The sequence below is a fragment of the Streptomyces sp. ID05-39B genome, assembly GCF_033794725.1.
GTDB lineage: Bacteria > Actinomycetota > Actinomycetes > Streptomycetales > Streptomycetaceae > Streptomyces > Streptomyces bobili.
The window spans coordinates 1-25,850 of record NZ_JARGEF010000069.1 but is presented as its reverse complement, the minus strand read 5'-3'; the positions used below and the strand labels follow the sequence as shown (position 1 = coordinate 25,850).

General features: G+C 71.5%; 23 protein-coding genes and 2 pseudogenes. 15 read left to right on the top strand and 10 right to left on the bottom strand.

What is annotated here, in order from left to right:
- Nucleotides 1–37: 37 nt before the first annotated feature.
- From P1P75_RS17400 to P1P75_RS17390, 3 genes are all read right to left on the bottom strand, one after another.
- Nucleotides 38–1,042, bottom strand: a complete 1,005-nt coding sequence (locus P1P75_RS17400; protein WP_319256226.1) for a hypothetical protein — start codon at nt 1,040–1,042, stop codon at nt 38–40.
- Nucleotides 1,043–1,083: 41 nt separating this feature from the next.
- Entirely contained in the window at nt 1,084–3,360 is a 2,277-nt protein-coding gene (locus P1P75_RS17395; RefSeq protein WP_319256224.1) for a hypothetical protein, read from the bottom strand.
- Nucleotides 3,361–3,452: 92 nt separating this feature from the next.
- The gene (locus tag P1P75_RS17390; protein WP_319256222.1) at nt 3,453–3,980 is read right to left on the bottom strand and encodes a hypothetical protein; all 528 of its coding nucleotides are present in this window, start codon (nt 3,978–3,980) and stop codon (nt 3,453–3,455) included.
- Between the two features lie 314 nt (nt 3,981–4,294).
- On the opposite strand from P1P75_RS17390, the pseudogene P1P75_RS17385 reads away from it, so the two are divergent.
- The 3 genes and pseudogenes from P1P75_RS17385 to P1P75_RS17375 all read left to right on the top strand — a co-directional run.
- Nucleotides 4,295–4,541, top strand: a pseudogene (locus tag P1P75_RS17385) (site-specific integrase); the annotation flags it as partial.
- A gap of 75 nt (nt 4,542–4,616) precedes the next feature.
- Nucleotides 4,617–5,531: a HipA family kinase gene (locus tag P1P75_RS17380; RefSeq protein WP_319256220.1), complete on the top strand. Its 915-nt coding sequence runs from the start codon at nt 4,617–4,619 to the stop codon at nt 5,529–5,531.
- Nucleotides 5,528–5,818 carry an Rdx family protein gene (locus tag P1P75_RS17375; RefSeq protein ID WP_319256218.1) on the top strand — a complete coding sequence of 97 codons (291 nt, stop codon included), beginning with the start codon at nt 5,528–5,530 and terminating at the stop codon, nt 5,816–5,818. Before P1P75_RS17380 ends, P1P75_RS17375 begins: the two co-directional genes overlap by 4 nt.
- Before the next feature lie 12 nt (nt 5,819–5,830).
- On the opposite strand, the gene aceB is transcribed toward P1P75_RS17375, so the two are convergent.
- Together aceB and P1P75_RS17365 are read right to left on the bottom strand one after the other, a co-directional pair.
- Entirely contained in the window at nt 5,831–7,462 is a 1,632-nt protein-coding gene (gene aceB / locus P1P75_RS17370; RefSeq protein WP_319256216.1) for a malate synthase A, read from the bottom strand.
- Nucleotides 7,463–7,649: 187 nt separating this feature from the next.
- The gene (locus tag P1P75_RS17365) at nt 7,650–8,261 is read right to left on the bottom strand and encodes a nucleotidyltransferase family protein (RefSeq protein ID WP_319256214.1); all 612 of its coding nucleotides are present in this window, start codon (nt 8,259–8,261) and stop codon (nt 7,650–7,652) included.
- Nucleotides 8,262–8,439: 178 nt separating this feature from the next.
- Between P1P75_RS17365 and P1P75_RS17360 the strand changes: the two genes are divergently transcribed.
- Nucleotides 8,440–8,754 carry a DUF5955 family protein gene (locus P1P75_RS17360; protein WP_319256212.1) on the top strand — a complete coding sequence of 105 codons (315 nt, stop codon included), beginning with the start codon at nt 8,440–8,442 and terminating at the stop codon, nt 8,752–8,754.
- A gap of 78 nt (nt 8,755–8,832) precedes the next feature.
- Here the strand turns inward: P1P75_RS17360 and P1P75_RS17355 are convergent, their stop codons facing one another.
- Nucleotides 8,833–9,633, bottom strand: coding sequence for an IclR family transcriptional regulator (locus P1P75_RS17355; RefSeq protein WP_150473421.1), 801 nt, complete (start codon nt 9,631–9,633; stop codon nt 8,833–8,835).
- Between the two features lie 305 nt (nt 9,634–9,938).
- Here P1P75_RS17355 and allB point away from each other — a divergent pair, with 305 nt between their 5' ends.
- Both allB and alc read left to right on the top strand, forming a co-directional pair.
- Nucleotides 9,939–11,276, top strand: coding sequence for an allantoinase AllB (allB, locus tag P1P75_RS17350; RefSeq protein WP_319256209.1), 1,338 nt, complete (start codon nt 9,939–9,941; stop codon nt 11,274–11,276).
- A 57-nt stretch (nt 11,277–11,333) separates the two neighbouring features.
- Nucleotides 11,334–12,464, top strand: a complete 1,131-nt coding sequence (alc, locus tag P1P75_RS17345) for an allantoicase (RefSeq protein ID WP_319256207.1) — start codon at nt 11,334–11,336, stop codon at nt 12,462–12,464.
- Between the two features lie 102 nt (nt 12,465–12,566).
- On the opposite strand, the gene P1P75_RS17340 is transcribed toward alc, so the two are convergent.
- Both P1P75_RS17340 and P1P75_RS17335 read right to left on the bottom strand, forming a co-directional pair.
- Nucleotides 12,567–13,313, bottom strand: coding sequence for an SDR family oxidoreductase (locus P1P75_RS17340; RefSeq protein ID WP_319256205.1), 747 nt, complete (start codon nt 13,311–13,313; stop codon nt 12,567–12,569).
- A gap of 205 nt (nt 13,314–13,518) precedes the next feature.
- Complete coding sequence (locus tag P1P75_RS17335; protein WP_319256203.1) at nt 13,519–14,172, bottom strand: dihydrofolate reductase family protein; 654 nt, start codon at nt 14,170–14,172, stop codon at nt 13,519–13,521.
- 165 nt (nt 14,173–14,337) lie between these two features.
- On the opposite strand from P1P75_RS17335, the gene P1P75_RS17330 reads away from it, so the two are divergent.
- On the top strand, nt 14,338–14,733 hold the full coding sequence (locus P1P75_RS17330) for a ribonuclease domain-containing protein (RefSeq protein ID WP_319256201.1): 396 nt from the start codon (nt 14,338–14,340) through the stop codon (nt 14,731–14,733).
- A 115-nt stretch (nt 14,734–14,848) separates the two neighbouring features.
- Here P1P75_RS17330 and P1P75_RS17325 read toward each other — a convergent pair whose 3' ends face one another.
- Nucleotides 14,849–15,049 (bottom strand): hypothetical protein, encoded by a 201-nt coding sequence (locus P1P75_RS17325; protein WP_319256199.1) that lies wholly within the window; start codon nt 15,047–15,049, stop codon nt 14,849–14,851.
- 200 nt (nt 15,050–15,249) lie between these two features.
- Here P1P75_RS17325 and P1P75_RS17320 point away from each other — a divergent pair, with 200 nt between their 5' ends.
- Nucleotides 15,250–16,524 (top strand): histidine kinase, encoded by a 1,275-nt coding sequence (locus P1P75_RS17320; RefSeq protein WP_319256197.1) that lies wholly within the window; start codon nt 15,250–15,252, stop codon nt 16,522–16,524.
- Nucleotides 16,525–16,598: 74 nt separating this feature from the next.
- On the top strand, nt 16,599–17,282 hold the full coding sequence (locus tag P1P75_RS17315) for a response regulator transcription factor (protein WP_319256195.1): 684 nt from the start codon (nt 16,599–16,601) through the stop codon (nt 17,280–17,282).
- Between the two features lie 179 nt (nt 17,283–17,461).
- Here the strand turns inward: P1P75_RS17315 and P1P75_RS17310 are convergent, their stop codons facing one another.
- Nucleotides 17,462–18,493 carry a Gfo/Idh/MocA family oxidoreductase gene (locus tag P1P75_RS17310; protein WP_319256193.1) on the bottom strand — a complete coding sequence of 344 codons (1,032 nt, stop codon included), beginning with the start codon at nt 18,491–18,493 and terminating at the stop codon, nt 17,462–17,464.
- Nucleotides 18,494–18,622: 129 nt separating this feature from the next.
- Here P1P75_RS17310 and P1P75_RS17305 point away from each other — a divergent pair, with 129 nt between their 5' ends.
- The 6 genes and pseudogenes from P1P75_RS17305 to P1P75_RS17280 all read left to right on the top strand — a co-directional run.
- The gene (locus P1P75_RS17305) at nt 18,623–19,360 is read left to right on the top strand and encodes a GntR family transcriptional regulator (protein WP_319256244.1); all 738 of its coding nucleotides are present in this window, start codon (nt 18,623–18,625) and stop codon (nt 19,358–19,360) included.
- Nucleotides 19,361–19,534: 174 nt separating this feature from the next.
- The gene (locus tag P1P75_RS17300) at nt 19,535–20,536 is read left to right on the top strand and encodes a sugar ABC transporter substrate-binding protein (protein WP_319256191.1); all 1,002 of its coding nucleotides are present in this window, start codon (nt 19,535–19,537) and stop codon (nt 20,534–20,536) included.
- On the top strand, nt 20,533–21,564 hold the full coding sequence (locus P1P75_RS17295; protein WP_319256190.1) for an ABC transporter permease: 1,032 nt from the start codon (nt 20,533–20,535) through the stop codon (nt 21,562–21,564). The genes P1P75_RS17300 and P1P75_RS17295 overlap by 4 nt, the downstream gene beginning before the upstream one ends.
- Nucleotides 21,561–22,367: an ATP-binding cassette domain-containing protein gene (locus P1P75_RS17290; protein WP_319256188.1), complete on the top strand. Its 807-nt coding sequence runs from the start codon at nt 21,561–21,563 to the stop codon at nt 22,365–22,367. Before P1P75_RS17295 ends, P1P75_RS17290 begins: the two co-directional genes overlap by 4 nt.
- Nucleotides 22,368–22,509: 142 nt before the next feature.
- Nucleotides 22,510–23,631 (top strand): annotated as a pseudogene (locus P1P75_RS17285) (ROK family glucokinase); the annotation flags it as partial.
- Nucleotides 23,632–24,276: 645 nt separating this feature from the next.
- Nucleotides 24,277–25,850, top strand: a 1,574-nt coding sequence (locus P1P75_RS17280; RefSeq protein WP_319256186.1) for an SNF2 helicase-associated domain-containing protein, incomplete at its 3' end; no start/stop codon positions are given.

Here is a 25,850-nt window from a genome sequence, read left to right as displayed (position 1 = left end):
TTCGTCGTGTCGTCATGTGTCCGCCGGAAGCCTCCTCTCAGCCGAGCTCACGGAGTGCGTCACTGCGCGCGTGATAGGAAGTGTTGAGCGAGTCCTCCCGCAGGGAGTTCTGCACTTTGCTGTCCAGCCCCAGCGCCTTCCCCCAGGTGCTGACCATATCGGCGCTCTGCTCTTCAAGAGCGGTGGCGCTATTCCCGGCCCCCTCTGCGAGCAGGGTTCGCCGCCATGAATCAACAAGGTGGTTCACGGGATCCTTCGAGTAGGAGGGCGGCTCGGGGATCTTCTGCGTCAACTCCTTGAACACGTCGCCTTCCCACTGGGCCGCCTGGTTCTTACCGAGGTCTCTCCGGATGTCTGCGGCCACAGCGTCCAGGGTGCCGAGCGTGCGGGCGTTTCGCGCCGGTGGTGCCGTCAGTTCGGCGCCACCGGCGCCGCGTTCCACCGCGGCAAGCCCTTCGGCGGCATGACGAGTCGCCGCCATTCGCAGTGTGGTGTACGCAGCGGGTTCTTCCGACACAGCCCTCACGGTACGCAGGAGCGACGTACGCGGCACGGCCATGTGCACGCCGTCGGCGTCCTCCCAAGCCGACTTCGAATACGAGCTGTTGCTGACGTGGGCGGTGTCTCCGATTCCCAGAATGGCATCGGTGTCTGCTGCGTAGTCCGCCAGCGACTGGGCGAGCGGCGTGCGCAGGATCGGGTCGAGGCCACCGCCCGTGGTTTCCAGGGTGTCCTCGACAGCCATGAGCACGTCTTTCATGGCCTGTGCCTGCGGAAGCGAATGCCGCCCCGCGGTGGACCCCACAGTGGCTTTGCCGACCGCCGTCCCCAGCTCGGAACAGCTCATGCCGGTCTTGTAGTTGTCGCCCAATGCCTCATGGATGCGCTTGTCCTGCAGCAGTTCTTCGCAGCTCCCTGGATTCGCGTCGGAGCCGAGAAGAAGCCAGGCTCCGATTCCCCCGGCCACCGCCACGCAGGAGGCAGCAGCGATGAGCGCAACGCGGCGTGAGCGCCGGGCGTGCGGCAAAGGTGTTTCGGACATGTTCTTCCTTGCTGCGGTCAGGTGCTGGCGGATGGCTGGTGTCAGTTGGAGGTATCCGTGAGGTATTTCTGGGCCGTGCTCGCACCGCGGTCGTGGCCGTTGAGGATGTCGTTGGTGAGCACCGCCAGCTCGGCCTTGCCACTGTTGGTCGTCGTGTCGATGTCCGACCGGTCGTTGGCCCAGACATCGACCATGGTGACCATCTGGTTGTGGGCGTTGAGGTACTCATCGGCGATCCCGGCATTGGCCGTGGCGTCAGCCTCGGCTTTCATGGAGTTCCCCCATTGCCAGGCCCATGTGTCCACGCCTCGCTGGAGAGCGTCACCGACGACGAGTGAGCCACCGGCCGTGGGTATCGCCAGCGGGGTGACGGCTCCACCGATGATGTGGTAGGCGATCTTCGCTTTCCAGTCCGCCTCGCTGTAGCCCGCCATACGCCCGTCGTTGAGTACGTCCTCTCGGATGGCCGAGTAGGCCCCGAGTGTGGCACCCGCCTTACTCATGGGCGCGGACGTCTCGAAGTCGGTCGCCCCCTGCGGAATGGTGCGCATCTCGGCATCGATATACCTGGATTCCGCCTTGTGCAGCGTGGCGTAGGCATCCGGGTCTTCGGACAGGCCACGCATGACCTGGACCAGGTCCTTCTGTGACACCGCCATGTGTGTGGTGTCGCCGTCCCGGAAGTATCCGTCCCCTGTCGCGGCCCGAACATAGTCCGCGTCCATGCCGCCCAGAATCTCGTGAGTGTCGTTGGTGTACCCCGCCAGAGCATTGGCCAGAGGCTGCCGAAGATTTTCCTCCACACCGGCATCCGTGCCGGCAGACGGGGCCAGCTCTGTGATGACGGAGTGCATCACGCGGGCCTGGGCCTCGCTGTGCTTCACGTCGGGCCATGGGTCCTGACCGGCCACGAGCGGCGGATGTCCTGTTGCCGCGGCCTCCAGCGCGGCCCCCAGCCCGGTCCGGCTGAGCGGATCGTCCATCTCGATGACCGAGACCCCGGTGATCACATGCTTGGGCCACTCCCGTGTCCCGTCGCCGCTGCCGGCCAGGTAGTGCAGGTGGTCGTTGCCGACGTGGTCGGCGCCGGCGCCGTTGCCGGCCGGGTCGAAGAAGGCGGTCGCGGCGTCCGGGTTCTTGCTCATCACGCCCAGGAGGCCGTCGATCGCGTCGGCGCGGATGCCGTCGTGGCCGGCTCCCCACTCGGTGAAGATGCCCGGCTGCTTCTTCTCAGCCGCTATGAGGTCGTCGCCCATCTGGTACAGGAACTGGTCGTCGTACTTGGTGTCGCTGTGCTGCATCATGCTGACGAACGACTGGTAGCCGTACAGCGGGTTGGTGTTGGACCCGTAGTTTTTCGTGCCGGTCTTCTGCAGACCCTCCGTCCACTGCCGGTAGAACGCGCCGTCGCCGCCGGCGAGCCAGTCCTTGAACTTCTGTGAGCCGGGCGGCATGTCAGCGACCGAGCCGGGAACCTGGGTGGCCTTGGCGACGGTGTCGGCGAGCCCTCCCTGGAGGTTCAGGTAGACGCTCTTGCGGCTCTTGTCGGAGTCGTAGGCGAGGTCGTTCAGCTCGTTGGTGAACCGGATGGTGGCATCGGGGCCGAGCCCGCTCAGGAAGGTCTGGCTGAACGCCTTGTCGTCGGAGTTGTCCCGGAACGCGCGCCGCAGTTCAGCCAGGTCGGCGGCGGACACCTTCTCGCCCTTGGCGACCCGGCCGGCGATCTCGTCCGCCTCCCGCGCCTCGTACTTCTCGATGTCGCCCTGCGCCTTGCCGTTGAAGCCGTTGAAGGTGCCGTCGCTCGCATCGGAGTCGATCACCACGGCCTTGAACGCGACCTCGACTCCCAGGTCGGCGTCGTCCACATTCTTCACGAGCTGATCGATGCGGTCCTGCCAGGAACGGACGGACTTGGCCACATCGCGCTGATAGTCGGGATCGTGGTGCAGAGCGTTCAAGTCACCCTGCCCCAGTGTGCTGGTGTCGTACGAGACCAGGCCCTGGTCCGACACCTTCATCCCGGCCTCGATGGCCTCCTGACGGCCGGCGTTGAGCTTGCCGCGCAGATCGACGAACTGTGCATGCGCGTCTCGCAGGAGTGATGCGATCGCCTTGGCTTCCACCTGGGCGCTCTGGAACTCCTTGAGCGTGATGTCGAAGCGCCTGTTGGCCGCGTCCGCGCTCAGCCCGATCCACGTCGGCCCGATACTGATGCCGTGGACGTCCCTCTTGTACGCCACTTCCTGCTTGTGGAACTCGTCGGCCATGCCGTCCCAGTGCTCAGCGGCCGAGGTGAGCGTGGACAGGTCTGTCGTCAAGATCTCGTGATACGTCGGCAAAGGATCCCCCGTGGCGTCTTTCTGAACGAGCTGATGGGCGGGGCGGTCGCCAATTGCGTCCCGCGAAGCGGTCAGTAGCCGTCCGCCACCGACAGCTTGCGCACGCCCAGGCCCGTCGTCAGGTCCGTGTTCTGCAACAAGGTGTTGGCACCCCGCAAGGCCGCCTTCTCCGACGAGAGCCGGTTCATCAGGGTCTGCACCTGCTCGCCCCACGTCTCGTACGCCTGCTTGACGGCTCCCGCCGTCACCCAGCCCTTGCCGTCCTTGGCACCGAACGCCTTCACAGCGGCTTTCGTCTGCTCATCCGCCCAGTCCCCGGACTTGCGCGTGTCCGGCTCGATGTGATCCTCGATGGCCCGGGCCGCGGCCTGCTTCTGGGCGGGGCTCGACGCCAGATCCGGCCGGCCGGCCGGGAGACCCCCGGCTGAGGATCCACCACCATCGGCCGGAATCTGATTCAGCCGCATCTGCGTCGACTGCCCCGCTCCGGTCTCGGCCTTGAGCCGCTCCCACTCGTCCCACGCCATCAGATCGCCCTCCCCGTAAGCGGCTTCGATCAACAGCAACGCCCACCTCCGCGGGGGCGAGCCGCCGAACATACTTTCACCAGCGCCGCTGCAGCAACCGAGCAACCCCCTTCACGGCCACCCGGCGACCACGCCTGCTGCCGCGTCATCGTCACGCATGGCAGCAGCCCACGGCCTCGCATCGTTCTGCCCACGCGCTCGAAGAAGCGTGGACAACAACATGCCCACAAGACCGCACCCAGCGTCCGGGCAACCAGCGGGTGAAGGACTTGCGGGCGTAGGTGCCCGCCGACCGAGGCGGTGAGGGAGACGGTGCGGGTCGGGCTGACGCCGTACCGGCCGAGTTTCCAGGCGGCGATCCGGGCGACCGACGGCAAGGGGTGGTTGCGCGGAAGGACGGCTGCCACGCGCTGCGGCGCACATACGCCTCCATGATGCCGGAGGCCGGAGAATCCGTCGTGACCCTGGCGCGGTGGCTCGGGCACTCCGCACCGGCGATCACCCTCGCTTACTATGCTCACTTCATGCCGGAGGCCGGAAGCAAGGGGCGGACGGCCCATCGACGGACTGCCAGGGAGGCAGGGAGATCTGCATGCCGTTCGAAACTCCCCAGATTCTCCCCAGGGCTACTGACGGGCAATTTTCGCTGTGTGAGGCCCCAAGGTCGGCCGTGGATCGCAAGGCTGAAGAGGCGGGTGGCCTGAGGAAATGTTGAGAGAGGTCGCCGCAACCCGATACGTCGAACCCCTGCGCTCCGGCGGCTCCGTGCCCGCGGTCGTCGAGGCCGACGACCTGGGGACGTACGTCGTGAAGTTCACCGGCTCCGCGCAGGGCCGCAAGGCGCTGGTCGCCGAGGTGATCGTGGGCGAACTGGCGCGGGCCCTGGGCCTGCGCTTCCCCGAGCTGGTCCTGGTCCACTTCGACCCGGCGATCGCCGGTGACGAGCCCCACCAGGAGGTCCGCGACCTGCACGCCGCCAGCCGCGGCGTCAACCTCGGCATGGACCATCTGCCGGGCGCGCGGGACTTCACCCCGGACATCGCCGAGGTGTTCCCCGTGGACCCCCTGGAGGCCGGCCGGATCGTCTGGCTCGACGCCCTCACCGTCAACGTCGACCGGACCGTCCACAGCTCCAACCTGATGGTGTGGCCCACGCTCGGCACCGTGCCCCCGCGCCTGTGGCTCATCGACCACGGCGCCGCCCTCGTCTTCCACCACCGCTGGGACGGCTCCGACCCGGCGAAGCGGTACGACTTCCGCCACCACGCCCTGGGCCGCCACGCCCCCGACGTACGGGCCGCCGACGCCGAACTGGCGCCCAGGGTCACCGAGGGGCTGCTGCGGGAGATCGTCGCCGAGGTGCCGGACGCCTGGCTCCTGGACGAACCTTTCTTCACGACCGCTGACGAGGCCAGGACGGCGTACGTGAACCACCTCCACGCGCGCGCGGCTGCCTCCGCGGCCTGGCTGCCCACGGACTTCCCCACCCGCGACGAACTCGCCGCCGAAGAGGCCCGGCGGGCCGCGAAGACCCGGCAAGGGCGGCCGGACTGGCTCAAGCGGGTCCCCGACCTGCACGGCAAGCCGGCTGCGGAACAGGATTGGTCGGTACACCTCGGATGACGAAACCATCGGACGGCCGACGGGTCGAGATCGAGTACTGCACCCAGTGCCGCTGGCTGCCCCGCGCCGCCTGGCTGGCACAGGAACTGCTCACCACCTTCGAGGCGGAGCTGACCGAACTGGCCCTCAAGCCGGGCAGGGGCGGCGTCTTCGTGGTCCGGGTGAACGACGAGGTCGTCTGGGACCGCCGCGAGCAGGGCTTCCCGGAGCCGACCGCGGTCAAGCGGCTCGTCCGCGACCGAGTGGCCCCGGGGAAGTCCCTGGGCCACTCGGACGGACCGGGGTGAGCCGGCGCCGGGTCAGCCGGTGAGCTGCTCGTAGGCCGGAAGGGTGAGGAAGTCGGCGTAGTCCTCGTCGAGGGCGACCGTCAGCAGCAGGTCGTGGGCCTGCTGCCAGTGGCCGGCCGCGAAGGCCTCCTCGCCGATCTCGGCGCGGACTGCGGCCAGTTCGGCGGCGGCGACCTCGCGGGCCAGCTCCGGCGTCACCCGCACCGTCGTACCGTCGCGTTCGACCTCGACGCCCGCGTTGATCCACTGCCAGATCTGCGAGCGCGAGATCTCGGCGGTGGCCGCGTCCTCCATCAGGTTGAAGATGGCGACCGCGCCCAGCCCGCGCAGCCACGCCTCGATGTAACGGATGCCCACCTGCACGGCGTTGACGAGACCGGCGTACGTCGGCCGCGCCTTGAGCGAGTCGACGGCGAGCAGGTCGGCCGCCTTGACGTCGACGTCCTCGCGCAGCCGGTCCTTCTGGTGGGGCCGCTCGCCGAGGACCCGGTCGAAGGACTCCATGGCGATCGGCACGAGGTCGGGGTGGGCGACCCAGGACCCGTCGAAGCCGTCGCCGGCCTCCCGGTCCTTGTCGGCCCGCACCTTCTCGAAGGCGACCTTGTTGACCTCGGCGTCGCGGCGCGAGGGGATGAAGGCCGCCATGCCGCCGATGGCGTGGGCCCCGCGCTTGTGGCAGGTACGCACGAGGAGTTCGGTGTACGCGCGCATGAACGGGGCGCTCATCGTCACCGCGTTGCGGTCGGGCAGCACGAACCTCGGCCCGCCGTCACGGAAGTTCTTCACGATGGAGAAGAGGTAGTCCCAGCGGCCCGCGTTCAACCCCGAGGCGTGGTCGCGGAGTTCGTAGAGGATCTCCTCCATCTCGTACGCGGCGGTGATCGTCTCGATGAGGACGGTCGCGCGCACACTGCCCTGCGGGACGCCGACATGGTCCTGCGCGAACACGAACACGTCGTTCCACAGGCGGGCTTCGAGGTGCGACTCGGTCTTCGGGAGGTAGAAGTACGGTCCCTTGCCGAGGTCGAGCAGCCGGCGGGCGTTGTGGAAGAAGTACAGGCCGAAGTCGACGAGGGCGCCGGGGACGGCCCGGCCGTCGACCTTCAGGTGCCGCTCGTCCAGGTGCCAGCCGCGCGGACGCATGACGACGGTCGCCAGCTCCTGCGCCGGGCGCAGGGCGTACGACTTGCCGGAGACCGGATCGGTGAAGTCGATGTTCCCGCGGTACGCGTCGATCAGGTTGAGCTGGCCGAGGACGACGTTCGCCCAGGTCGGCGCGGAGGCGTCCTCGAAGTCGGCGAGCCAGACCCGCGCGCCCGAGTTGAGGGCGTTGACGGTCATCCTGCGGTCGGTGGGGCCGGTGATCTCCACCCGGCGGTCGTCGAGCGCGGCCGGCGCGGGGGCGACCTTCCAGGAGTCGTCGGCGCGGATCGCGGCGGTCTCCGGGAGGAAGTCGAGCGTGCAGGTGCGGGCGATCTCGGCCCGGCGCTCCGCGCGCAGCGCGAGGAGTTCGTCACGACGCGGCGTGAACCGCCGGTGCAGCTCGGCCACGAAGGCGAGGGCCGCGTCGGTGAGGACCTCGTCCTGCCGGGGCAGGGGCTCGGCGTCGACGACGGCCGCCGGGGACGGCACGGATGCGGACATGAGCTGTCACTTCCTTCAGCGAGCGTGGCACCGGGTGCCGGACGACCCGGGTGGGGCGGGGAGCGTGCGGAGAGCGACCGAACGCTTCTGAGCAGTGGATTCTAGTTTCCTCATCGTGGAAGTTCAATGGTTTGTTGATGTCGAGATTCTCCGGGTCGAGGGAAGGTGGCTCTCCGTGCCACCCCGTTCACTCAAGGTGGATCAGGTCGTCCACCGTGTCGATGTCGTACGGCCGGGCCACGTCCGCGCACTCCACCAGCCGGATCTCCGGCTCGTGCGCCTCCAGGTAGCCGCGTGCCCCCCGGTCGCCGGTCGCGGCCTGCGCGACACCGGCCCAGTGGGCGGCCCCGAGCAGCACCGGGTGCCCGCGCTTCCCGTCGTAGGCGGCGGACACCAGCGACGACTCGTCCTCGTGTCCGGCGAGCACCCGCGCCAGTGCCTCCTCACCGATGCCGGGCTGGTCGACCAGTGAGACGAGCGCGGCCGTCGCCCCCGTCCCGGCCAGCGAGTCCAGACCGGCTCGCAGCGAGCCGCCCATGCCCCGCTCCCACTGCGGATTCACCACCGGCACGCACCCGTCGAGCCGCGCCCGCTCCTGTACGGCGTCGGCGGCGGCCCCCAGGACCACGTGCACGCGCGTGCAGCCCGCCGCCCGCAGCGCCCGCACCGCGTGTTCGACGAGCGGGCGTCCCCGGTACGTCAACAGAGCCTTGGGGCGCCCGCCGAGGCGCCGCCCCCCGCCCGCGGCGAGGAGTAGTCCGGCGACCTGTCCGGCGACCTGGTGTTCCGTGTGCGTCATGTGTTCTGCATACCTGAAGAGGCGGCGGCCGGGCGGTGTCGCAGGGCTGAATTTCGGCCCCTGGTGTGGCGGAGCGGGTGCCGGGTGGCGTTTACTGACCCGCGTCCTCACGGCGTCCGACCACCGTCACGAGGGCGCTACGTACGTACGCACGAGGGATGTGCGAGGGGGGAGAGCTGTGTTGCGGAGCTTGGGACAGAGGCCAGTGACCGGCAGCGACGAGGATCCGAGGGTGGCGGAACTGCGGACCGCGGTGTCCCGGCTGCGCCGCGAACTCGCCGCGCTCCCGGCCGAGTTCCCGGACCGGGTCATCGCCGAGGACGAACTCGCCGCGCTCGCCGCGATGGCGGCCCACGGCATCCCGGAGATCCCGCGGCTGCGCCGCTCCCTGCTGCTCATCGCGGGCGCGATCGGCTCGGTGAGCGCGCTGGCGCGGGGCTTGTCGCAGGTGCGCAGCGCGGTGGACCTGTTCGGGGAGCCGCCGCGGAGGTGACGGGCCGTCAGTGGCACACGGGGGTGGTCCGGTTGCTGCGTCGGTCCCGTGGAATCGGTGCCGTGGACGCGGTCCCGTTCAGACGGTCGTGCCGCCCGGGTTCGACAGCACCTCGGACAGTTCCGCGGCCACCTGCTGCAGCACCGGGACGATCTTCCCGGTGGCGGACTCGGTGACACGGCCCGCCGGCCCGGAGATCGAGATGGCCGCCGCGGTGGGGGAGTCGGGCACCGGGACCGCGAGGCAGCGCACGCCGATCTCCTGCTCGTTGTCGTCCACCGCGTAACCGGCGGTGCGGACCTCCTCCAGGGCCGCCAGGAAGCCCTCCGGGGTGGTGATCGTCCTGTCCGTCGCGGCCGGCATGCCGGTGCGGGCGAGCAGCGCGCGCACCTCGGCGTCCGGGAAGGCCGCGAGGAGGGCCTTGCCCACGCCTGTGGAGTGCGGCAGGACGCGTCGGCCGACCTCGGTGAACATGCGCATCGAGTGCTTCGACGGCACCTGCGCCACATACACGATCTCGTCGCCGTCCAGGAGCGCCATGTTCGCCGTCTCGCCGGTCTCCTCGACCAGCCGGGCCAGGTACGGGCGGGCCCACGTGCCGAGCAGCCGGGCCGAGGACTCGCCGAGGCGGATCAGCCGCGGACCGAGCGCGTAGCGGCGGTTGGACTGCTGGCGGACGTACCCGCAGGCGACCAGGGTGCGCATCAGGCGGTGGATCGTCGGCAGCGGGAGCCCGCTGCTCGCGGAGAGTTCGCTGAGGCCGACCTCCCCGCCCGCGTCCGCCATCCGCTCCAGCAGGTCGAAGGCGCGCTCGAGGGACTGGACCCCGCCGCTGCTGGACTTGGCGGAGTCGGTGGTGCTGGCGCTGGACGTCGGCACGGGCGCGTTCCTTTCGAAACCTGCGGGAAGGGCTGAAGCCTACCCGGCGGTCGGTTGACTCCCCGCTGGTGCGTAGCTACGTTCTGCTTGCCGGAATCGTAATTCCGTGTTGTGGAAACGTCCAGAGTGGCCGCGCCGGGTGCACTGTGGAGGAGTGTGCCCTTGACGGCACGGTGGCCGGGAGTGAAGACTCCTTCAACAGAACGTTGAATTCCGTTACGCGGAGGTTGCGCGAGGGGTGCCCAGGAACGTGCCCCGGCCGCCTCACGTTTCGCGGAAGTGAACGGTGGCAGAGAGGGGTTCGGGTGTCCGACGCTGAACTGGTGCTGCGCTCCACGCGCGTCATCACTGCGGAAGGGACACGCGCCGCCTCGGTAGCGGTGTCCGCCGGCACGATCACGGCCGTCCTCCCCTACGACGCCGCCCTACCGTCCGGCGCCCGCCTGGAGGACCTCGGCGACGACGTCCTGCTGCCCGGCCTCGTCGACACGCACGTGCACGTCAACGACCCCGGCCGCACCGAGTGGGAAGGCTTTTGGACCGCCACGCGCGCGGCGGCCGCCGGCGGCATCACCACCCTCGTCGACATGCCGCTCAACTCCCTCCCGCCGACCACGACGGCCGACCACCTGGACATCAAGCGGCGGGTGGCCGCCGACAAGGCGCACATCGACGTCGGCTTCTGGGGCGGCGCCCTGCCCGGCAACGTCAAGGATCTGCGCCCCCTGCACGAGGCGGGCGTCTTCGGCTTCAAGGCATTCCTCTCCCCGTCCGGCGTGGACGAGTTCCCCCACCTCGACCAGGACCGTCTCGCCCGGTCCCTGGCCGAGATCGCCGGATTCGACGGCCTGCTCATCGTGCACGCCGAGGACCCGCACCACCTCGCGTCCGCCCCTCAGCAGGGCGGACCCAGGTACGCCGACTTCCTCGCCAGCCGCCCGCGCGACGCCGAGGACACCGCCGTCGCGAGCCTGATCGCCCAGGCGAGACGCCTGCACGCGCGCGTGCACGTCCTGCACCTCTCCTCCAGCGACGCGCTCCCGCTGATCGCCGCCGCCAAGGCCGACGGCGTACGTGTCACGGCCGAGACCTGTCCGCACTACCTCACTCTCACCGCCGAGGAAGTGCCGGACGGCGCCAGCGAGTTCAAATGCTGCCCGCCCATCCGCGAGGCCGCCAACCAGGATCTCCTGTGGCAGGCGCTGGCCGACGGCACCATCGACTGCGTGGTCACCGACCACTCCCCGTCCACCGCCGATCTCAAGACCGGCGACTTCGCCACCGCCTGGGGCGGCATCTCCGGCCTGCAACTCAGCCTCTCCGCCGTCTGGACGGAGGCCCGCAGGCGCGGCCACGGCCTGGAGGACGTCGTCCGCTGGATGTCGACGCGCACGGCGGCCCTCGTCGGCCTCGACCGCAAGGGCGCCATCGAGGCGGGCCGCGACGCCGACTTCGCGGTCCTCGCACCCGACGAGACGTTCACCGTCGACCCGGCCGCCCTCCAGCACCGCAACCGGGTCACCGCCTACGCCGGCCGGACCCTGCACGGCGTCGTGAAGTCCACCTGGCTGCGCGGCGAACGCATCGTCTGTGACGGCGAGTTCTCCGCGCCCAAGGGCCGGCTCCTCACCCGCGACCACTGACGCGAACCCCGCACCCGCCCGCACGCGGCCGACCCCCGAAAGGAACCCCTGATCACCGTGACGGCGCAGCAGCACCCCCTGTCGGCCGGTTTCACCGGCGACGCGAACCCCTACGGCGGAGGCGACCCGTACGCGGACTACCGCACCGCGGACTTCCCCTTCACCTCCCACGCCAACCTCGCCGACCGGCAGCTCGGCGCCGCCGTCATCGCCGCCAACGACGAGTTCTTCGCCCAGCGGGAGAACCTGCTGCTGCCCGGACCCGCCGAGTTCGACCCCGAGCACTTCGGGCACAAGGGCAAGATCATGGACGGCTGGGAGACCCGCCGCCGTCGGGGCGTCCGCGCCGACCACCCGTGGCCGACGGCCGACGACCACGACTGGGCGCTCGTCCGGCTCGGCGCGCCCGGCGTGGTCCGCGGCATCGTCGTCGACACGGCCCACTTCCGTGGCAACTACCCGCAGGCGGTGTCGGTCGAGGCCACCTCGGTGGCGGGCACGCCCTCGCCCGAGGCCCTCCTCGGGGACGACGTGAAGTGGACGACGCTCGTCCCGCGCACCCCCGTCGGCGGCCACGCGGCGAACGGCTTCGCCGTCTGCGTCGAACAGCGCTTCACCCACCTGCGGGTCAACCAGCACCCCGACGGCGGCATCGCCCGGCTCCGCGTGTACGGCGAGGTCGTCCCGGACCCCGAGTGGCTGGCCGTCCTTGGAACCTTCGACGTCGTCGCGCTGGAGAACGGCGGGCAGGCCGAGGACGCCTCGAACCTCTTCTACTCGCCGGCCACCAACACCATCCAGCCGGGACGCTCCCGCAAGATGGACGACGGCTGGGAGACGCGGCGGCGCCGGGACCAGGGCAACGACTGGATCCGGTACCGGCTGGCGGCCCAGGCCGAGATCCGGGCGCTGGAGATCGACACGGCGTACCTGAAGGGCAACAGCGCCGGGTGGGCGGCCGTGTCCGTGCGGGACGGCGAGGAGGGGGAGTGGCGGGAGATCCTGCCGCGCACCCGCCTCCAGCCGGACACCAGCCATCGCTTCGTGCTGCCCGCCCCGGCGGTGGGTACCCACGCGCGCGTGGACATCTACCCGGACGGGGGCATCTCGCGGCTGCGGCTCATCGGCTCCCTGACGCAGGCCGGCGCGGCAGCCCTCCGGGCGAGGCACCAGGAACTGGGCGGCTGAGTCGGGTCCCGCTCCCGGCCCCGGGGGCTGTTGCCCCAGGGCCGGGAACGGGAGCGGGAAGAGGCGCCGGGGCGAGATCCCCGGCAGGACCACCCGGCGGGCTCACGCCGCGTGGCCGCCGTCCACCGCGAACTCCGCACCCGTCACATAGGTGGCGGCCGCCAGGTACGCCACCGTCGACGCCACCTCACCGGCCGTGCCGAACCGGCCCAGCGCGGTCAGCGCCGCCTGACCGCCCGCGTACGGCCCGTCCGCCGGGTTCATGTCCGTGTCGATCGGCCCGGGATGGACGAGGTTGGCTGTGATCCCCCGCGGCCCCAACTCCCTCGCGAGCCCCTTCGTCAGCCCGACCAGCGCCGACTTGCTCAGCGCGTACAGCGTCCCGCCGGGGCCCGGCACCCGCTGGACCATGCAGCTCCCGATCGTGATGATCCGTCCGCCGGCGCCCATCCGCCCGGCGGCCGCCCGGGAGGTGAGGAAGACGCCCCGCACGTTCACCGCGAGCACCCGGTCCACGTCCGCGAGCGACAGGTCCTCCAGGGGGCCGAGCACCCCGACCCCCGCGTTGTTCACCAGGACGTCGAGCCCACCCAGCGCGTCCACCGCCGCGCCGACCGCACCCGCCGCCTCCCCGGCGTCCGCGGAGTCCGCCCGCAGGGCCACCGCGCGCCGTCCGAGGGCCTCGACGGCCCGGACGACGTCGTCGGCCGCCTCCTTGCCGTTCACGTACGTCAGGGCCACGTCCGCGCCCTCCCGCGCCAGCCGTACCGCCGTCGCCGCACCGATGCCGCGGCTGCCGCCGGTCACCAGGGCCACCTTGCCGTTCAGGGTCTTCTCCGAAGTCGTCATGCGTCCATTCCAGCGCCGGACGCCCCGCCGTGCTGGCGGCGAACGGACGCCGACCTCCGTCCGGACAGGCGGCCTCGACCGACGGCCGGGGTACGGGGACGTACGGGCTCGACGGAAGGTGTCCGACCGTCGCCACGGGGCCGTCCTCACCGGGCCGCTCTCACCCGGCCGTCCTCACCTGGCCGTCCTCACCCGGCCGTCCTGATCAGGCTCTCTCCTTCCGCCAGAACAGGTGGTGCGTCACGCCGCTCGGGCTGGGCACGACGTCCAGGTGGTAGCGGTCGAGCAACTCCTCGGGTGACTCCCAGAGCTTCAGTCCGGAGCCGAGCTTCACCGGCGAGACCGCCACGTGCAGGGTGTCGACGAGGCCGGCGTCGAGGAACTGCCGGATCGTGCTGACCCCGCCGCCGAGGCGGACGTCCTTGCCTCGCGCCGCTTCCCGCGCCTGTTCGAGGACCGCGGCCGGGTCGCCGCCGACGAAGTGGAACGTGGTGTCGGAGAGCGTGAGCGAGGGACGCTCGTGGTGCGTCATGACGAACACGGGGGTGTGGAACGGGGGCTTCTCGCCCCACCAGCCGCGCCACTCGTCGTCCTGCCAGGGACCGCGCACCGGCCCGAACTTGTTGCGGCCCATGATCTCGGCGCCGATGTTGCGGGCGTAGTCCCGCGTGAAGAGGTCGTCGAGGCCCCGGCTGCCTCCGGGGTCGGTGCGCATGGGCCAGCTCGCCGTGGCGCCGGCCCAGGCGAACAGCCTTCCGGGGTCGACGTGGCCGAACGGCCGCTCGAGGCTCTGGTCCTCGCCGGCGCCGATGCCGTCGCTCGAGATGTTGAAGTTCTGGACTCTCAGCAGCTGCGTCACGTGTTCCTCCTGTGCTGTCGGCAACGTCAGGGGAGACCGTCCGGGCGACGGTTTCTCATCGGTGGGTCCGCGGCAGGTTAACTCCCGGAAAACTCGTGCGGCTTGACGGGAAATTCTCGTGGTTGTCATTGACATGCCATCATCTACGCGCGTCATCATGAAGCCATGAGATTCCCCCCACGAATCACACGCATCGGCGGCGCCGCCGCCCTCCTGTCCGCCCTCCTCGTCGGCGGCACCGTCTCCGCCGGCCCGGCGACCGCGGCGCCGGCCGCGGTCGGCAGCATCTGCCACAGCGACCTGCCCTCGCAGGCGTACACCACGCTGAGGCTGATCGACCAGGGCGGCCCGTTCCCGTACTCCCAGGACGGATCCGTCTTCCAGAACCGGGAAGGCGTCCTGCCCTCGAAGTCCTCGGGCTACTACCACGAGTACACGGTCAAGACGCCGGGCTCCTCCACGCGCGGCGCGCGTCGCATCGTGACCGGGCAGCAGACCGAGGAGGACTACTACACCGCCGACCACTACGCGAGCTTCGACCTGGTCGACCACGACTGCTGAGCCGGCCGGCCCGACCGTCGTACTCGACCGTCGGACTCGACCCCCGTAGGGAAACGGACCGCTGCGTGGCGGATCGCCGAGGAACGGTGCCAACGGCCGCAGGCCCGGCCCGCGTTCAGCCGGGCTTCCGGCTCTCCGCGGCGGCGAACAGGGCGAACGCGAGCACCAGCAGCGCGACGCTCGCGTAGACCTCGTAGCCGTCGAGGACGCCGAACTGCTGTACGAGACCCCAGTGCAGGTCGGTGAACTCGTGCACCAGGCCGGCGACGCCCTGCACCAGGGCGAAGAAACCGAGTAGCTCCAGAAGCTGCTTCATACCCCAGACCCTCGCCCCGCGGTCCCCCCACACACATCGGCCGCGGGGCGAGACGCTCGCGACGGAAGGCTCTCGCCGGCGGGTCGCAGTACACCTTCAGCCGACGCCGGTGCGACTTTCGTCGGTGTCCGGCCGGCGCAGGTCGCCGATCCCGGCCGAGGAGGGGTGCGGCGGCCCCGGGCTGCGTAGATTTGTCGACCATGAGGGGTGACGACCGGCCGGTGCCGGTACCGCAGGCAGCGATCTTCCCGACGCGGCGATGGCTGCTGCCGTCCGCCGTGGCCGCGCAGCTCGACCCGGACGCCGGACGGTCCGGCAGGCGGCCCCGGCGCACCGCGCGCGACTGGCTCGTCGACTTCACCTGCTTCGTGATCGCCGTCGTCCTCGGCCTGGTCGTGGCCGACACACTCACCGAGCAGGAGAACCTCCCGCACTCCCTCGTCGTCGCCGACCAGCTGCTGGGCGCGCTCGCCTGCGCCGCCGTGTGGCTGCGCCGCCGCTGGCCCTTCGGCCTCGCCGCCGCCACGATCCCCTTCGCCTTCCTCTCCACGACCTCGGCCGGCGCCTGCACGATCGCCCTGTTCACCCTCGCCGTGCACCGGCCCTTCCGCTACGTCGCCTGGGTCGGCGGTCTCCAGCTCGCCGTGATCCCGCTGCTGCTGTGGGCCCGCCCGGACCCCGAGCTGGAATACGGGCCGGCCGTCGTGTGGACCGTGCTGATCACCGTGGCGGTCATCGGCTGGGGCATGCTCGTGCGGTCCAAGCGGCAGCTCATGCTGAGCCTGCGCGACCGGGCCCGGCGCGCCGAGACGGAGGCCCGGCTGCGGGCCGAGCAGGCACAGCGGCTGGCCCGCGAGGCCATCGCCCGCGAGATGCACGACGTGCTCGCCCACCGGCTGACCCTGCTCAGCGTGCACGCGGGCGCGCTGGAGTTCCGGCCGGACGCGCCCCGCGAGGAGATCGTGCGCGCGGCCGGGGTCATCCGGGAGAGCGCCCACGAGGCCCTCCAGGACCTGCGAGAGATCATCGGCGTACTGCGGGCCGGTGAAGGGGAACACGACGACGCGGGCCGGCCGCAGCCCACCCTGGCCGCCCTGGACGCGCTGGTCGCCGAGTCCCGTGAGGCGGGCATGAAGGTCACCCTCGACCAGCGCGTCACCGACCCGGCCGCCGTGCCCGCCTCCGTGGGCCGCACCGCCTACCGCATCACCCAGGAGTGCCTCACCAACAGCCGCAAGCACGCGCCGGGCGCGGAGGCCGCCGTCGTGGTCGCCGGCGGCCCCGGAGTGGGCCTCACGGTGACCGTCCGCAACCCCGCCCCGGAGGGCGACGTCCCGCCCGTCCCCGGTTCCGGCCAGGGCCTGATCGGCCTCACCGAACGCGCGACCCTGACCGGGGGCCGCCTGGAGCACGGACCGTGGGAGGACGGCGGCTTCGAGGTGCGCGCCTGGCTGCCGTGGCCCGGCCCCGCGTGACGGCGGCCGGCCGGCCCCGGCCTCCCTTCGCCGAGGGCCAACTCCCTGGCGTCCGCCGTGATTACGTAGGGCCCATGACTGCGATCAGACTCCTCCTCGTCGACGACGACCCCCTGGTGCGAGCCGGTCTGTCCCTCATGATGGGCGGCGCCCAGGACATCGAGATCGTCGGTGAGGCCGCCGACGGCGGCGAGGTCGAGGCGCTGGTCGACCGCACCCGCCCCGACGTCGTCCTCATGGACATCCGGATGCCGTCGGTGGACGGCCTGACCGCCACCCGGCGGCTGCGCGCCCGAGAGGACGCCCCACAGGTCGTCGTCCTCACCACCTTCCACGCCGACGAGCAGGTGCTGCGCGCCCTGCGCGCGGGGGCCGCCGGGTTCGTCCTCAAGGACACCCCGCCCGCCCAGATCGTCGACGCGGTACGCCGGGTCGCGGCCGGCGACCCCGTCCTGTCGCCCACCGTCACCCGCCAGTTGATGGCCCACGCGGCCGGCACCGCAGCCGACGACCGCCGGGCACGCGCGCGTGCCCGGATCGCCGTCCTGGGCGAACGGGAACGCGAGGTCACCCTCGCGGTCGGGCGCGGCCTGTCCAACGCCGAGATCGCCGCCGCACTCTTCATGAGCGTCGCCACCGTCAAGACCCACGTCTCACGCGTCCTGGCCAAGCTGGACCTCAACAACCGTGTGCAGATCGCCCTGCTGGCGTACGACGCGGGACTGCTGGACGACGATCGGCCGGGCCGGGACGACTGACGGAACCCGTCGGCCGCAGCGGGCACGCGGGGGCGGCCCTGGAGGGACGGCCCCTTCGACGAGTGGCTGCCGGGCATACCGACGCGGGGCGTACGGAGCCTGCCGGCGCGCCGATGGTCGGGGCTGCCGGGGGACGGGGGATGCGGGCGACGCGTTCGGAGACCGGAATGCCGCCCTGCCTACGCCCCCGGCGACCCCGTCGCTGCCGGCGCCGCCGGGATCTCCGCCAGGGACACCGCCCGGCGCTCCCGCCGGGACACCTCGCAGGCCTCGGCGATCCGCAGGGCCTGGAGGGCCTCGCGGCCGTCACAGGGGTTGGGCCGTGCGCCCCGTACGACATCGACGAAGGCGATCAGTTCCGCCTCGTACGCGGGACCGAAGCGCTCAAGGAACCCCGTCCACGGTTTGTCGGCGGCCGGGGGTCCCGTCGGCTCGGTGGAGGCGATCGGCGTGCGGTCGTCGAGCCCCACCACGACCTGGTCGAGTTCCCCGGCCAGTTCCATGCGGACGTCGTACCCGGCGCCGTTCAGCCGTGTCGCCGTGGCCGTGGCGAGGGTGCCGTCGTCGAGGGTGAGGACCGCCGCCGCGGTGTCGACGTCGCCCGCGGCACGGAACATCGCCGGCCCGGCGTCCGACCCGGCGGCGTAGACGTCGGCCACCTCGCGGCCGGTCACCCAGCGCAGGACGTCGAAGTCGTGGATCAGCGCGTCCCGGAACAGGCCGCCGGACACCGGCAGCCACGCGGCGGGGGGCGGCGCCTGGTCGGAGGTCACCGCGCGCACGGTGTGCAGCCGCCCGAGCCGTCCTGAGCGCACCGCCTCCCGGGCGCCCGTGTACCCGGCGTCGAAGCGGCGCTGGAACCCCATCTGCAGGACGGTCCCGGCGGTCTCGACCTCGGCGATCGCCGCCAGGGTGCCCGCCAGGTCCAGGGCTATGGGCTTCTCGCAGAACACCGGCAGCCCGGAGCGTGCCGCCCGGCCGATCAGTTCGGCGTGGGCCGAGGTGGCGGTGGTGATCACCACCGCGTCCACGCCCCACCGGAAGATCTCCTCGACCCCGGGAGCGGCCGTCTCGCCCAGCCGCAGCGCCAGCTCCGTGGCCCGCGCGGGCTCCGCGTCCGTCAGGATGAGCGATCCGACCTCCCGGTGACGGCTGAGTGTGTTCGCATGAATGGTGCCGATGCGGCCCGTCCCGATGACCCCGATGCGCATGGAATCAAGGTGACCTCGCAGGCCGCACCCTGTCAATGCGTTTGTCCGGACAATCGGACTACACGACTTCCCGTCAACCGGCCACGGAGCTACGCTCGGCCCGTGCCGAAACCAGAGGTGGACCCGACCGTGCAGCTCGAACTCAGTGTGGACCGAAGCTCTCCGGTGCCGTTGTACTTCCAGCTGTCCCAGCAACTGGAGGCGGCGATCGAGCACGGCGTGCTCACCCCCGGAAGCCTGCTGGGCAACGAGATCGAGCTGGCCGCCCGGCTCGGCCTGTCCCGCCCCACCGTCCGCCAGGCGATCCAGTCCCTCGTGGACAAGGGCCTGCTGGTCCGCCGCCGGGGTGTCGGCACCCAGGTCGTGCACAGCCAGGTCAAGCGCCCCCTGGAGCTGAGCAGCCTCTACGACGACCTGGAAGCGGCGGGCCAGCGCCCCGCGACGACGGTCCTGGTCAACACCGTCGTCCCCGCGACCGCCGAGGTCGCCGCCGCGCTCGCGGTCGCCGAGGGCAGTGAGGTGCACCGTGTGGAGCGGCTGCGGCTCGCGCACGGGGAACCGATGGCGTACCTGTCCAACCACCTGCCGTCCGGCCTCCTGGACCTGGACACCGCGCAACTGGAGGCCACCGGCCTGTACCGGATGATGCGGTCGGCCGGGATCACCCTGCACAGCGCCCGCCAGTCCATCGGCGCCCGCGCCGCGACCGCCGCCGAGGCCGGGCGCCTGGCCGAGCCCGAGGGTGCCCCGCTGCTCACCATGCAGCGCACCACGTTCGACGACACGGGCCGCGCGGTCGAGTTCGGCGACCACATCTACCGTCCGACCCGCTACTCCTTCGAGTTCCAGCTGCTCGTACGGCCGTAGGACGCACCCCTCCCGCGGCGCCGTCCTGGTCGCAATGTCCGGACAATGCGACCGACTCGCGGTCCCCGCCCACGAGACGCATGATCCCTGTGTTCGATACTGGGGCGTTTGCGTCCGGTGAGAGAACACCGGACGCGCGCGTACGTCGGAACACGGCAAGAAGGGCACGGCCTCGTGGCACGTTCTGGGACCTGGACAGGAATCGCGTTGGCGGGGGTGCTCTGCCTCTCCCTCGCGGGGTGCAGCAGTACCGGGGGAAAGCGTGCCGAGGACGCCCGTGAGGCGGCCGCGCAGGGCAGGGCGGCGGTGAACACACCCCGCTGGACCTTCGCGATGATCACCCACTCGGGCGATGGCGACACCTTCTGGGACATCGTCCAGAGCGGCGCGAAGCAGGCCGCGGTCAAGGACAACATCAACTTCCTGTACTCCCACGACGACGAGGCGCAGCAGCAGGCGCAGCTCGTCGACGCGGCGATCGACAAGCGGGTCGACGGCATCATCGTCACCCTCGCCAAGCCCGACGCGATGAAGGCCGCCCTCGCCCGCGCCCGCAAGGCGGGCATCCCCGTCATCACGGTGAACTCCGGCTCGGCCGAGTCCAAGGCGTTCGGCGCGCTCACCCACATCGGCCAGGACGAGACGATCGCCGGCGAGGCCGTCGGCGAGGAGCTGAACCGGCGCGGGAAGAAAAAGGCGGTCTGTGTCCTGCACGAGCAGGGCAACGTCGGCCACGAGCAGCGCTGCGACGGCGTCGCGAAGACCTTCACCGGCACCGTGTCCGACCTCTACGTCACCGGCACCAGCATGCCCGACGTGCAGTCCGCGATCGAGGCCAAGCTCCAGGCCGACCCGTCGATCGACGCGGTCGTCACCCTCGGCGCGCCCTACGCAGACACCGCCGTGAAGGCCAGGCAGGGCGCCGGCAGCAAGGCCGAGATCGACACCTTCGACCTCAACGCCAAGGTGGCCGCCGGGCTGGCGGACGACTCCCTCGGCTTCGCCGTCGACCAGCAGCCGTACCTCCAGGGCTACCAGGCCGTCGACCTGCTGTGGCTGTACAGGTACAACGGCGACGTCCTGGGCGGCGGCAAGCCCGTCCTGACCGGCCCGCAGATCATCACCGAGGACCAGGCGGACGAGCTGGCCGAGTACACCGGGCGGGGCACCCGATGACCGCCCTCACCCCGGACGAACGGCTGCTGCGGGTCTCCCCGCTGCGCCGGCTCCTCGGCCGCCCCGAACTGGGCTCCGTCGTCGGCGCGCTCGCGGTGTTCGTCTTCTTCGCCCTCGCCGCCGACAGCTTCCTGAACGCGAGCAGCCTCAGTACCGTCCTGTACGCCTCCTCGACGATCGGCATCATGGCCGTCCCGGTCGCGCTGCTGATGATCGGCGGCGAGTTCGACCTCTCGGCCGGCGTCATGGTCACGTCCTCGGCGCTGGTGTCGTCGATGTTCAGCTACCAGATGACGGCGAACGTCTGGGTCGGTGTCGGCGTCTCGCTCCTGGTCACCCTGGCCGTCGGCGCCTTCAACGGCTTCATGCTCACCCGCACCAGGCTGCCCAGCTTCATCATCACGCTCGGCACCTTCCTCATGCTGACCGGCATGAACCTCGGCTTCACCAAGCTGATCGACGGCACCGTCTCGACGAAGACCATCGCCGACATGGAGGGCTTCCCCACCGCCAGGGACGTCTTCGCGTCCACCCTGACGATCGGCGACGTCAACTTCAAGATCACGATCCTGTGGTGGTTCGCGCTGGTCGCGGTCGCCTCCTGGATCCTGCTGCGCACCCGCGCCGGCAACTGGATCTTCGCCGTCGGCGGCAACCAGGACGCGGCCCGCGCGGTCGGCGTCCCCGTCGACCGGACCAAGATCGGCCTCTATATGGGCGTCGCGTTCGGCGCCTGGATCTCCGGCCAGCACCTGCTGTTCTCCTACGACGTCGTCCAGTCCGGCGAGGGCGTCGGCAACGAGCTGATCTACATCATCGCGGCCGTCATCGGCGGCTGCCTGATCACCGGCGGCTACGGCAGCGCGGCCGGATCGGCGGTCGGCGCGCTCATCTTCGGCATGACGAGCAAGGGCATCGTCTTCGCCGAATGGAACCCCGACTGGTTCAAGTTCTTCCTCGGAGCGATGCTGCTCCTCGCGACCCTGCTGAACGCCTGGGTCCGCAAGCGCGCGGAGGCCACCACATGACGCAGGCGACGACCCCGGCCGACAGCCTGACGCCGCTCGTGGAGCTGTCCGGCGTCAGCAAGCACTACGGCAACGTCCGCGCCCTCGAAGGGGTCTCCCTGGAGGTCCACGCCGGCGAGATCACCTGCGTCCTCGGCGACAACGGCGCGGGCAAGTCCACCCTCATCAAGATCATCGCGGGGCTGCACGGACACGACGCCGGCACCCTGAGCCTCGACGGCCGGGAGACCCGGCTGGCCTCCCCGCGCGAGGCCCTGGACCGCGGCATCGCCACCGTCTACCAGGACCTGGCCGTCGTCCCGCTGATGCCGGTCTGGCGCAACTTCTTCCTCGGCTCGGAACCCCGTAGGGGCACCGGCCCCTTCAAGCGCATGGACGTCGACCTCATGCGCCGCACCACCCACGCCGAACTCCTGCGCATGGGCATCGACCTGCGCGACGTCGACCAGCCCATCGGCACCCTCTCCGGCGGCGAACGCCAGTGCGTGGCCATCGCGCGCGCGGTGCACTTCGGCGCGAAGGTCCTCGTCCTCGACGAACCGACGGCCGCGCTGGGCGTCAAGCAGTCCGGCGTGGTCCTCAAGTACGTGGCCGCCGCCCGCGACCAGGGCCTGGGCGTGGTGCTCATCACCCACAACCCCCACCACGCCTACCTGGTCGGCGACAGATTCGTCCTCCTGAAGCGGGGCACGATGGTGGGCAGCCACACGCGCGACTCCATCACCCTGGACGAGCTGACACGCCAGATGGCGGGCGGAAACGAGCTGGACGATCTGAGACACGAGCTGGAACGCGCCCCGTAGGGGCGCGGGGCTGTGTCCGTGCGCGGCTCCGCCGCGTGTGCGCGCCCAGCCCTCACCGACCCGCGGACGGCGCACGTCGCTCACCGATCCGCCCCCTCCCGCATTCGGCACCGCAGGTACCCGTGCGGCAGAATCGGCCATGATGAGCACCTACCGCGACCTCACCGCCCCCATCGGCTCCCGCCGAGCCACCGCGCTGCGCACGGTCGGCACCCGCGAGCGCCGCTCCCACCTGACCGCACCCCGCGTGCCCACGGTCGGGATCGACATCGGCGGCACCAAGGTGATGGCGGGCGTCGTCGACGCGGACGGCAACATCCTGGAGAAGCTCCGCACCGAGACTCCGGACAAGTCCAAGAGCCCCAAGGTCGTCGAGGACACGATCGTCGAACTGGTCCTGGACCTGTCCGACCGGCACGACGTGCACGCGGTCGGCATCGGCGCGGCCGGCTGGGTCGACGCCGACCGCAACCGGGTCCTGTTCGCCCCCCATCTGTCCTGGCGCAACGAGCCGCTGCGCGACCGCATCGCCGGCCGCCTCGCGGTGCCCGTCCTCGTCGACAACGACGCCAACACCGCCGCCTGGGCGGAGTGGCGCTTCGGCGCGGGCCGCGGCGAGGACCACCTCGTCATGATCACCCTCGGGACCGGCATCGGCGGCGCCATCCTGGAGGACGGCCAGGTCAAGCGCGGCAAGTACGGCGTCGCGGGCGAGTTCGGCCATATGCAGGTCGTGCCGGGCGGCCACCGCTGCCCGTGCGGCAACCGCGGCTGCTGGGAGCAGTACAGCTCCGGCAACGCGCTCGTCAGAGAGGCGCGCGAGCTGGCAGCGGCGGACTCCCCGGTGGCGTACGGGATCATCGAGCACGTCAAGGGCAACATCGCTGACATCACCGGCCCGATGATCACCGAGCTGGCCCGCGACGGCGACGCCATGTGCATCGAACTGCTCCAGGACATCGGCCAGTGGCTCGGCGTCGGCATCGCCAACCTCGCCGCCGCCCTCGACCCCTCCTGCTTCGTGATCGGCGGCGGCGTCTCGGCCGCCGACGACCTGCTCATCGGCCCCGCGCGCGACGCGTTCAAGCGGCAGCTCACCGGACGCGGCTACCGCCCCGAGGCCCGGATCGTCCGCGCCCAGCTCGGCCCCGAGGCCGGCATGGTCGGCGCCGCCGACCTGGCCCGCCTGGTCGCCCGCCGCTTCCGGCGCGCCAAGCGCCGCCGCGTGGAGCGCTTCGAGCGCTACGAACGGTTCGCCGAGGCCGCCCGCCGCGCGCTCACCCTGCTGATCATCGGGCTGCTCATCGGCGTCCCGGCCGGCTACCTGGTCATCTCCGCCAACCAGAGCCGCGACAGCGGCAAGGACAAGGAGGCGAAGTACTCGGCGACCGGCCTCACCGAGGCCTGGCCCTCCAAGGTGCAGCAGCGTCTCTACCAGGTACCGATCCCGGACCCGTCGAACAACGTCGCCTACTACGAGACGAACAACTGGCGCACCAGCCGTCTCTACGTCCAGTTCCAGACCACCCACGAGGGCCTGGACACCTTCCTCGCCGCACTCGGCCACAGCCGGTCCGACCTGGAGAAGGACGCCATCACCATCAGCGACCGCGACCGCTCCATCACCGGCTGGAAGTTCGCCGGACCGGGCTCCCGGCCCGGCGACTACTACGGCTTCATCCGCAAGCAGAAGGCCCCCCAGCCCACCCAGGACGTGGTGGTGAACACCGGGAACGCGAGCTACCCGATCGTGTACGTCGTCTCACGCACCGTCCCCTAGGACATCCGGGCCCCGGCCCGCGGGCCCTGTCGTCCACCCCGGGACGGCGGCCCGGAGCCGATTGTCAGACCCCGCCCGTAGAGTCGAAGACGACTGATCCGACACGCGGGCGGGAGGTGGACACTGCGTATGAGCGACATGACCGCGGTCGCCGGGCACCCGGCGGAGCCGATCGGCGCGCGCCTCGCCGCCGTCTTCCTGCCCGCGCCCCTCCCGCGCGAGGGCCGGATCGCCTTCTGGGACCCCGACGAAGGCCCGCTGCCCGACGCCGCGCCCGCCGGCCGCACCGAACTCACCGAGCTGACCGTCGTCCGCCGCCACGGGACCTCGGTCCGCCGCCGGCGGACCCCCGCCCTGTCCCTGCCCGTGGAGACGGCCCTGCCGCTCCTGGTGCGCGCCCGGCACGACCCCGCCGCCCACCCCGCGACCGCCTGCTGGGGCGCCGCCGCCCTGCACGCCCTGCGGCTCGCCGCCCGCGGCCGGCTGCTGCCCGGCCTCACCCCGGCCGGCCACGACGCCTGGCGGGCCGGCCCGCTCGAACCGGAGGACATCGCGCACCTGCGCGCCGTCGCCGCCGCCCTGCCCGCCGAGGGCCATGCCGTCCCGCTGCCCGGCCCCGGCCCGCTCCGGCTGCCGCAGCCCGAGGCCCTGATGCGCGCCTTCCTGGACGCCGTCGCCGACACCCTGCCCCGCACCCCCGCCGCACCCCACGCCTGCGGGAAGCCCTTCGCCGACCGCAGGCCACAGCGGCTGCCCGGCGCCCAGGACTGGGCGGCCGAGGTCGCCGCGGGCATGGACGCGGGCGTGCGGATCTCGCTGCGCCTCGACCTGTCGGCCTACGACCTGTTCGACGACGGCGAGGGAGCCCGCCGCGCCGGTGCCGCCGTCGTCCAGGTCCACAGCCTCGCCGATCCGACCCTGGTGACCGACGCGGCGGCCCTGTGGGCGGGCCACGCGGACGCCGCCTTCGGGGCACGCGCCCGCGTGGACGCCGCCCTCGCCGTGCGGCGCGCCGCACGCGTCTGGGCGCCCCTGGCCCGCCTCGCCGACCAGGACGCGCCCGACGTGCTGGCCCTGTCCGAGGACGAGCTGAGCGACCTCCTCGGCGTGGCCGCGACCCGCCTCGCGGCCGCCGGGGTCGCCGTGCACTGGCCGCGCGACCTCGCCCAGGACCTCAGCGCGTCCGCGGTCGTACGGCCCGCGCCCGGCTCGGCGACCGACGGCACCGGCTTCTTCGAGAGCGAGGACCTCCTCCAGTTCCGCTGGCAGCTGGCCCTCGGCGGCGACCCCCTCAGCGAGGCCGAGATGGACACCCTCGCCGAGGCCCACCGCCCCGTCGTCCGGCTGCGCGACCAGTGGGTCCTCGTCGACCCCGCCCTCGTCCGCAAGGCCCGCAAACGCGAACTGGGCCTGCTGGACCCGGTGGACGCCCTGTCCGTCGCCCTCACCGGCACGGCCGACGTCGACGGCGAGAGCGTCGAAGCGGTCCCCGTCGGCGCCCTCGCCACCCTGCGCGACCGCCTCACCGCCGGCATCCGCCCCGCCGAACCGCCCGCCGGCCTCGACGCCACCCTGCGCGACTACCAGCTGCGCGGCCTGGCCTGGCTCGACCTCATGACCTCCCTCGGCCTCGGCGGCTGCCTCGCCGACGACATGGGGCTCGGCAAGACGGTCACCCTCATCGCCCTCCACCTGAGCCGGGC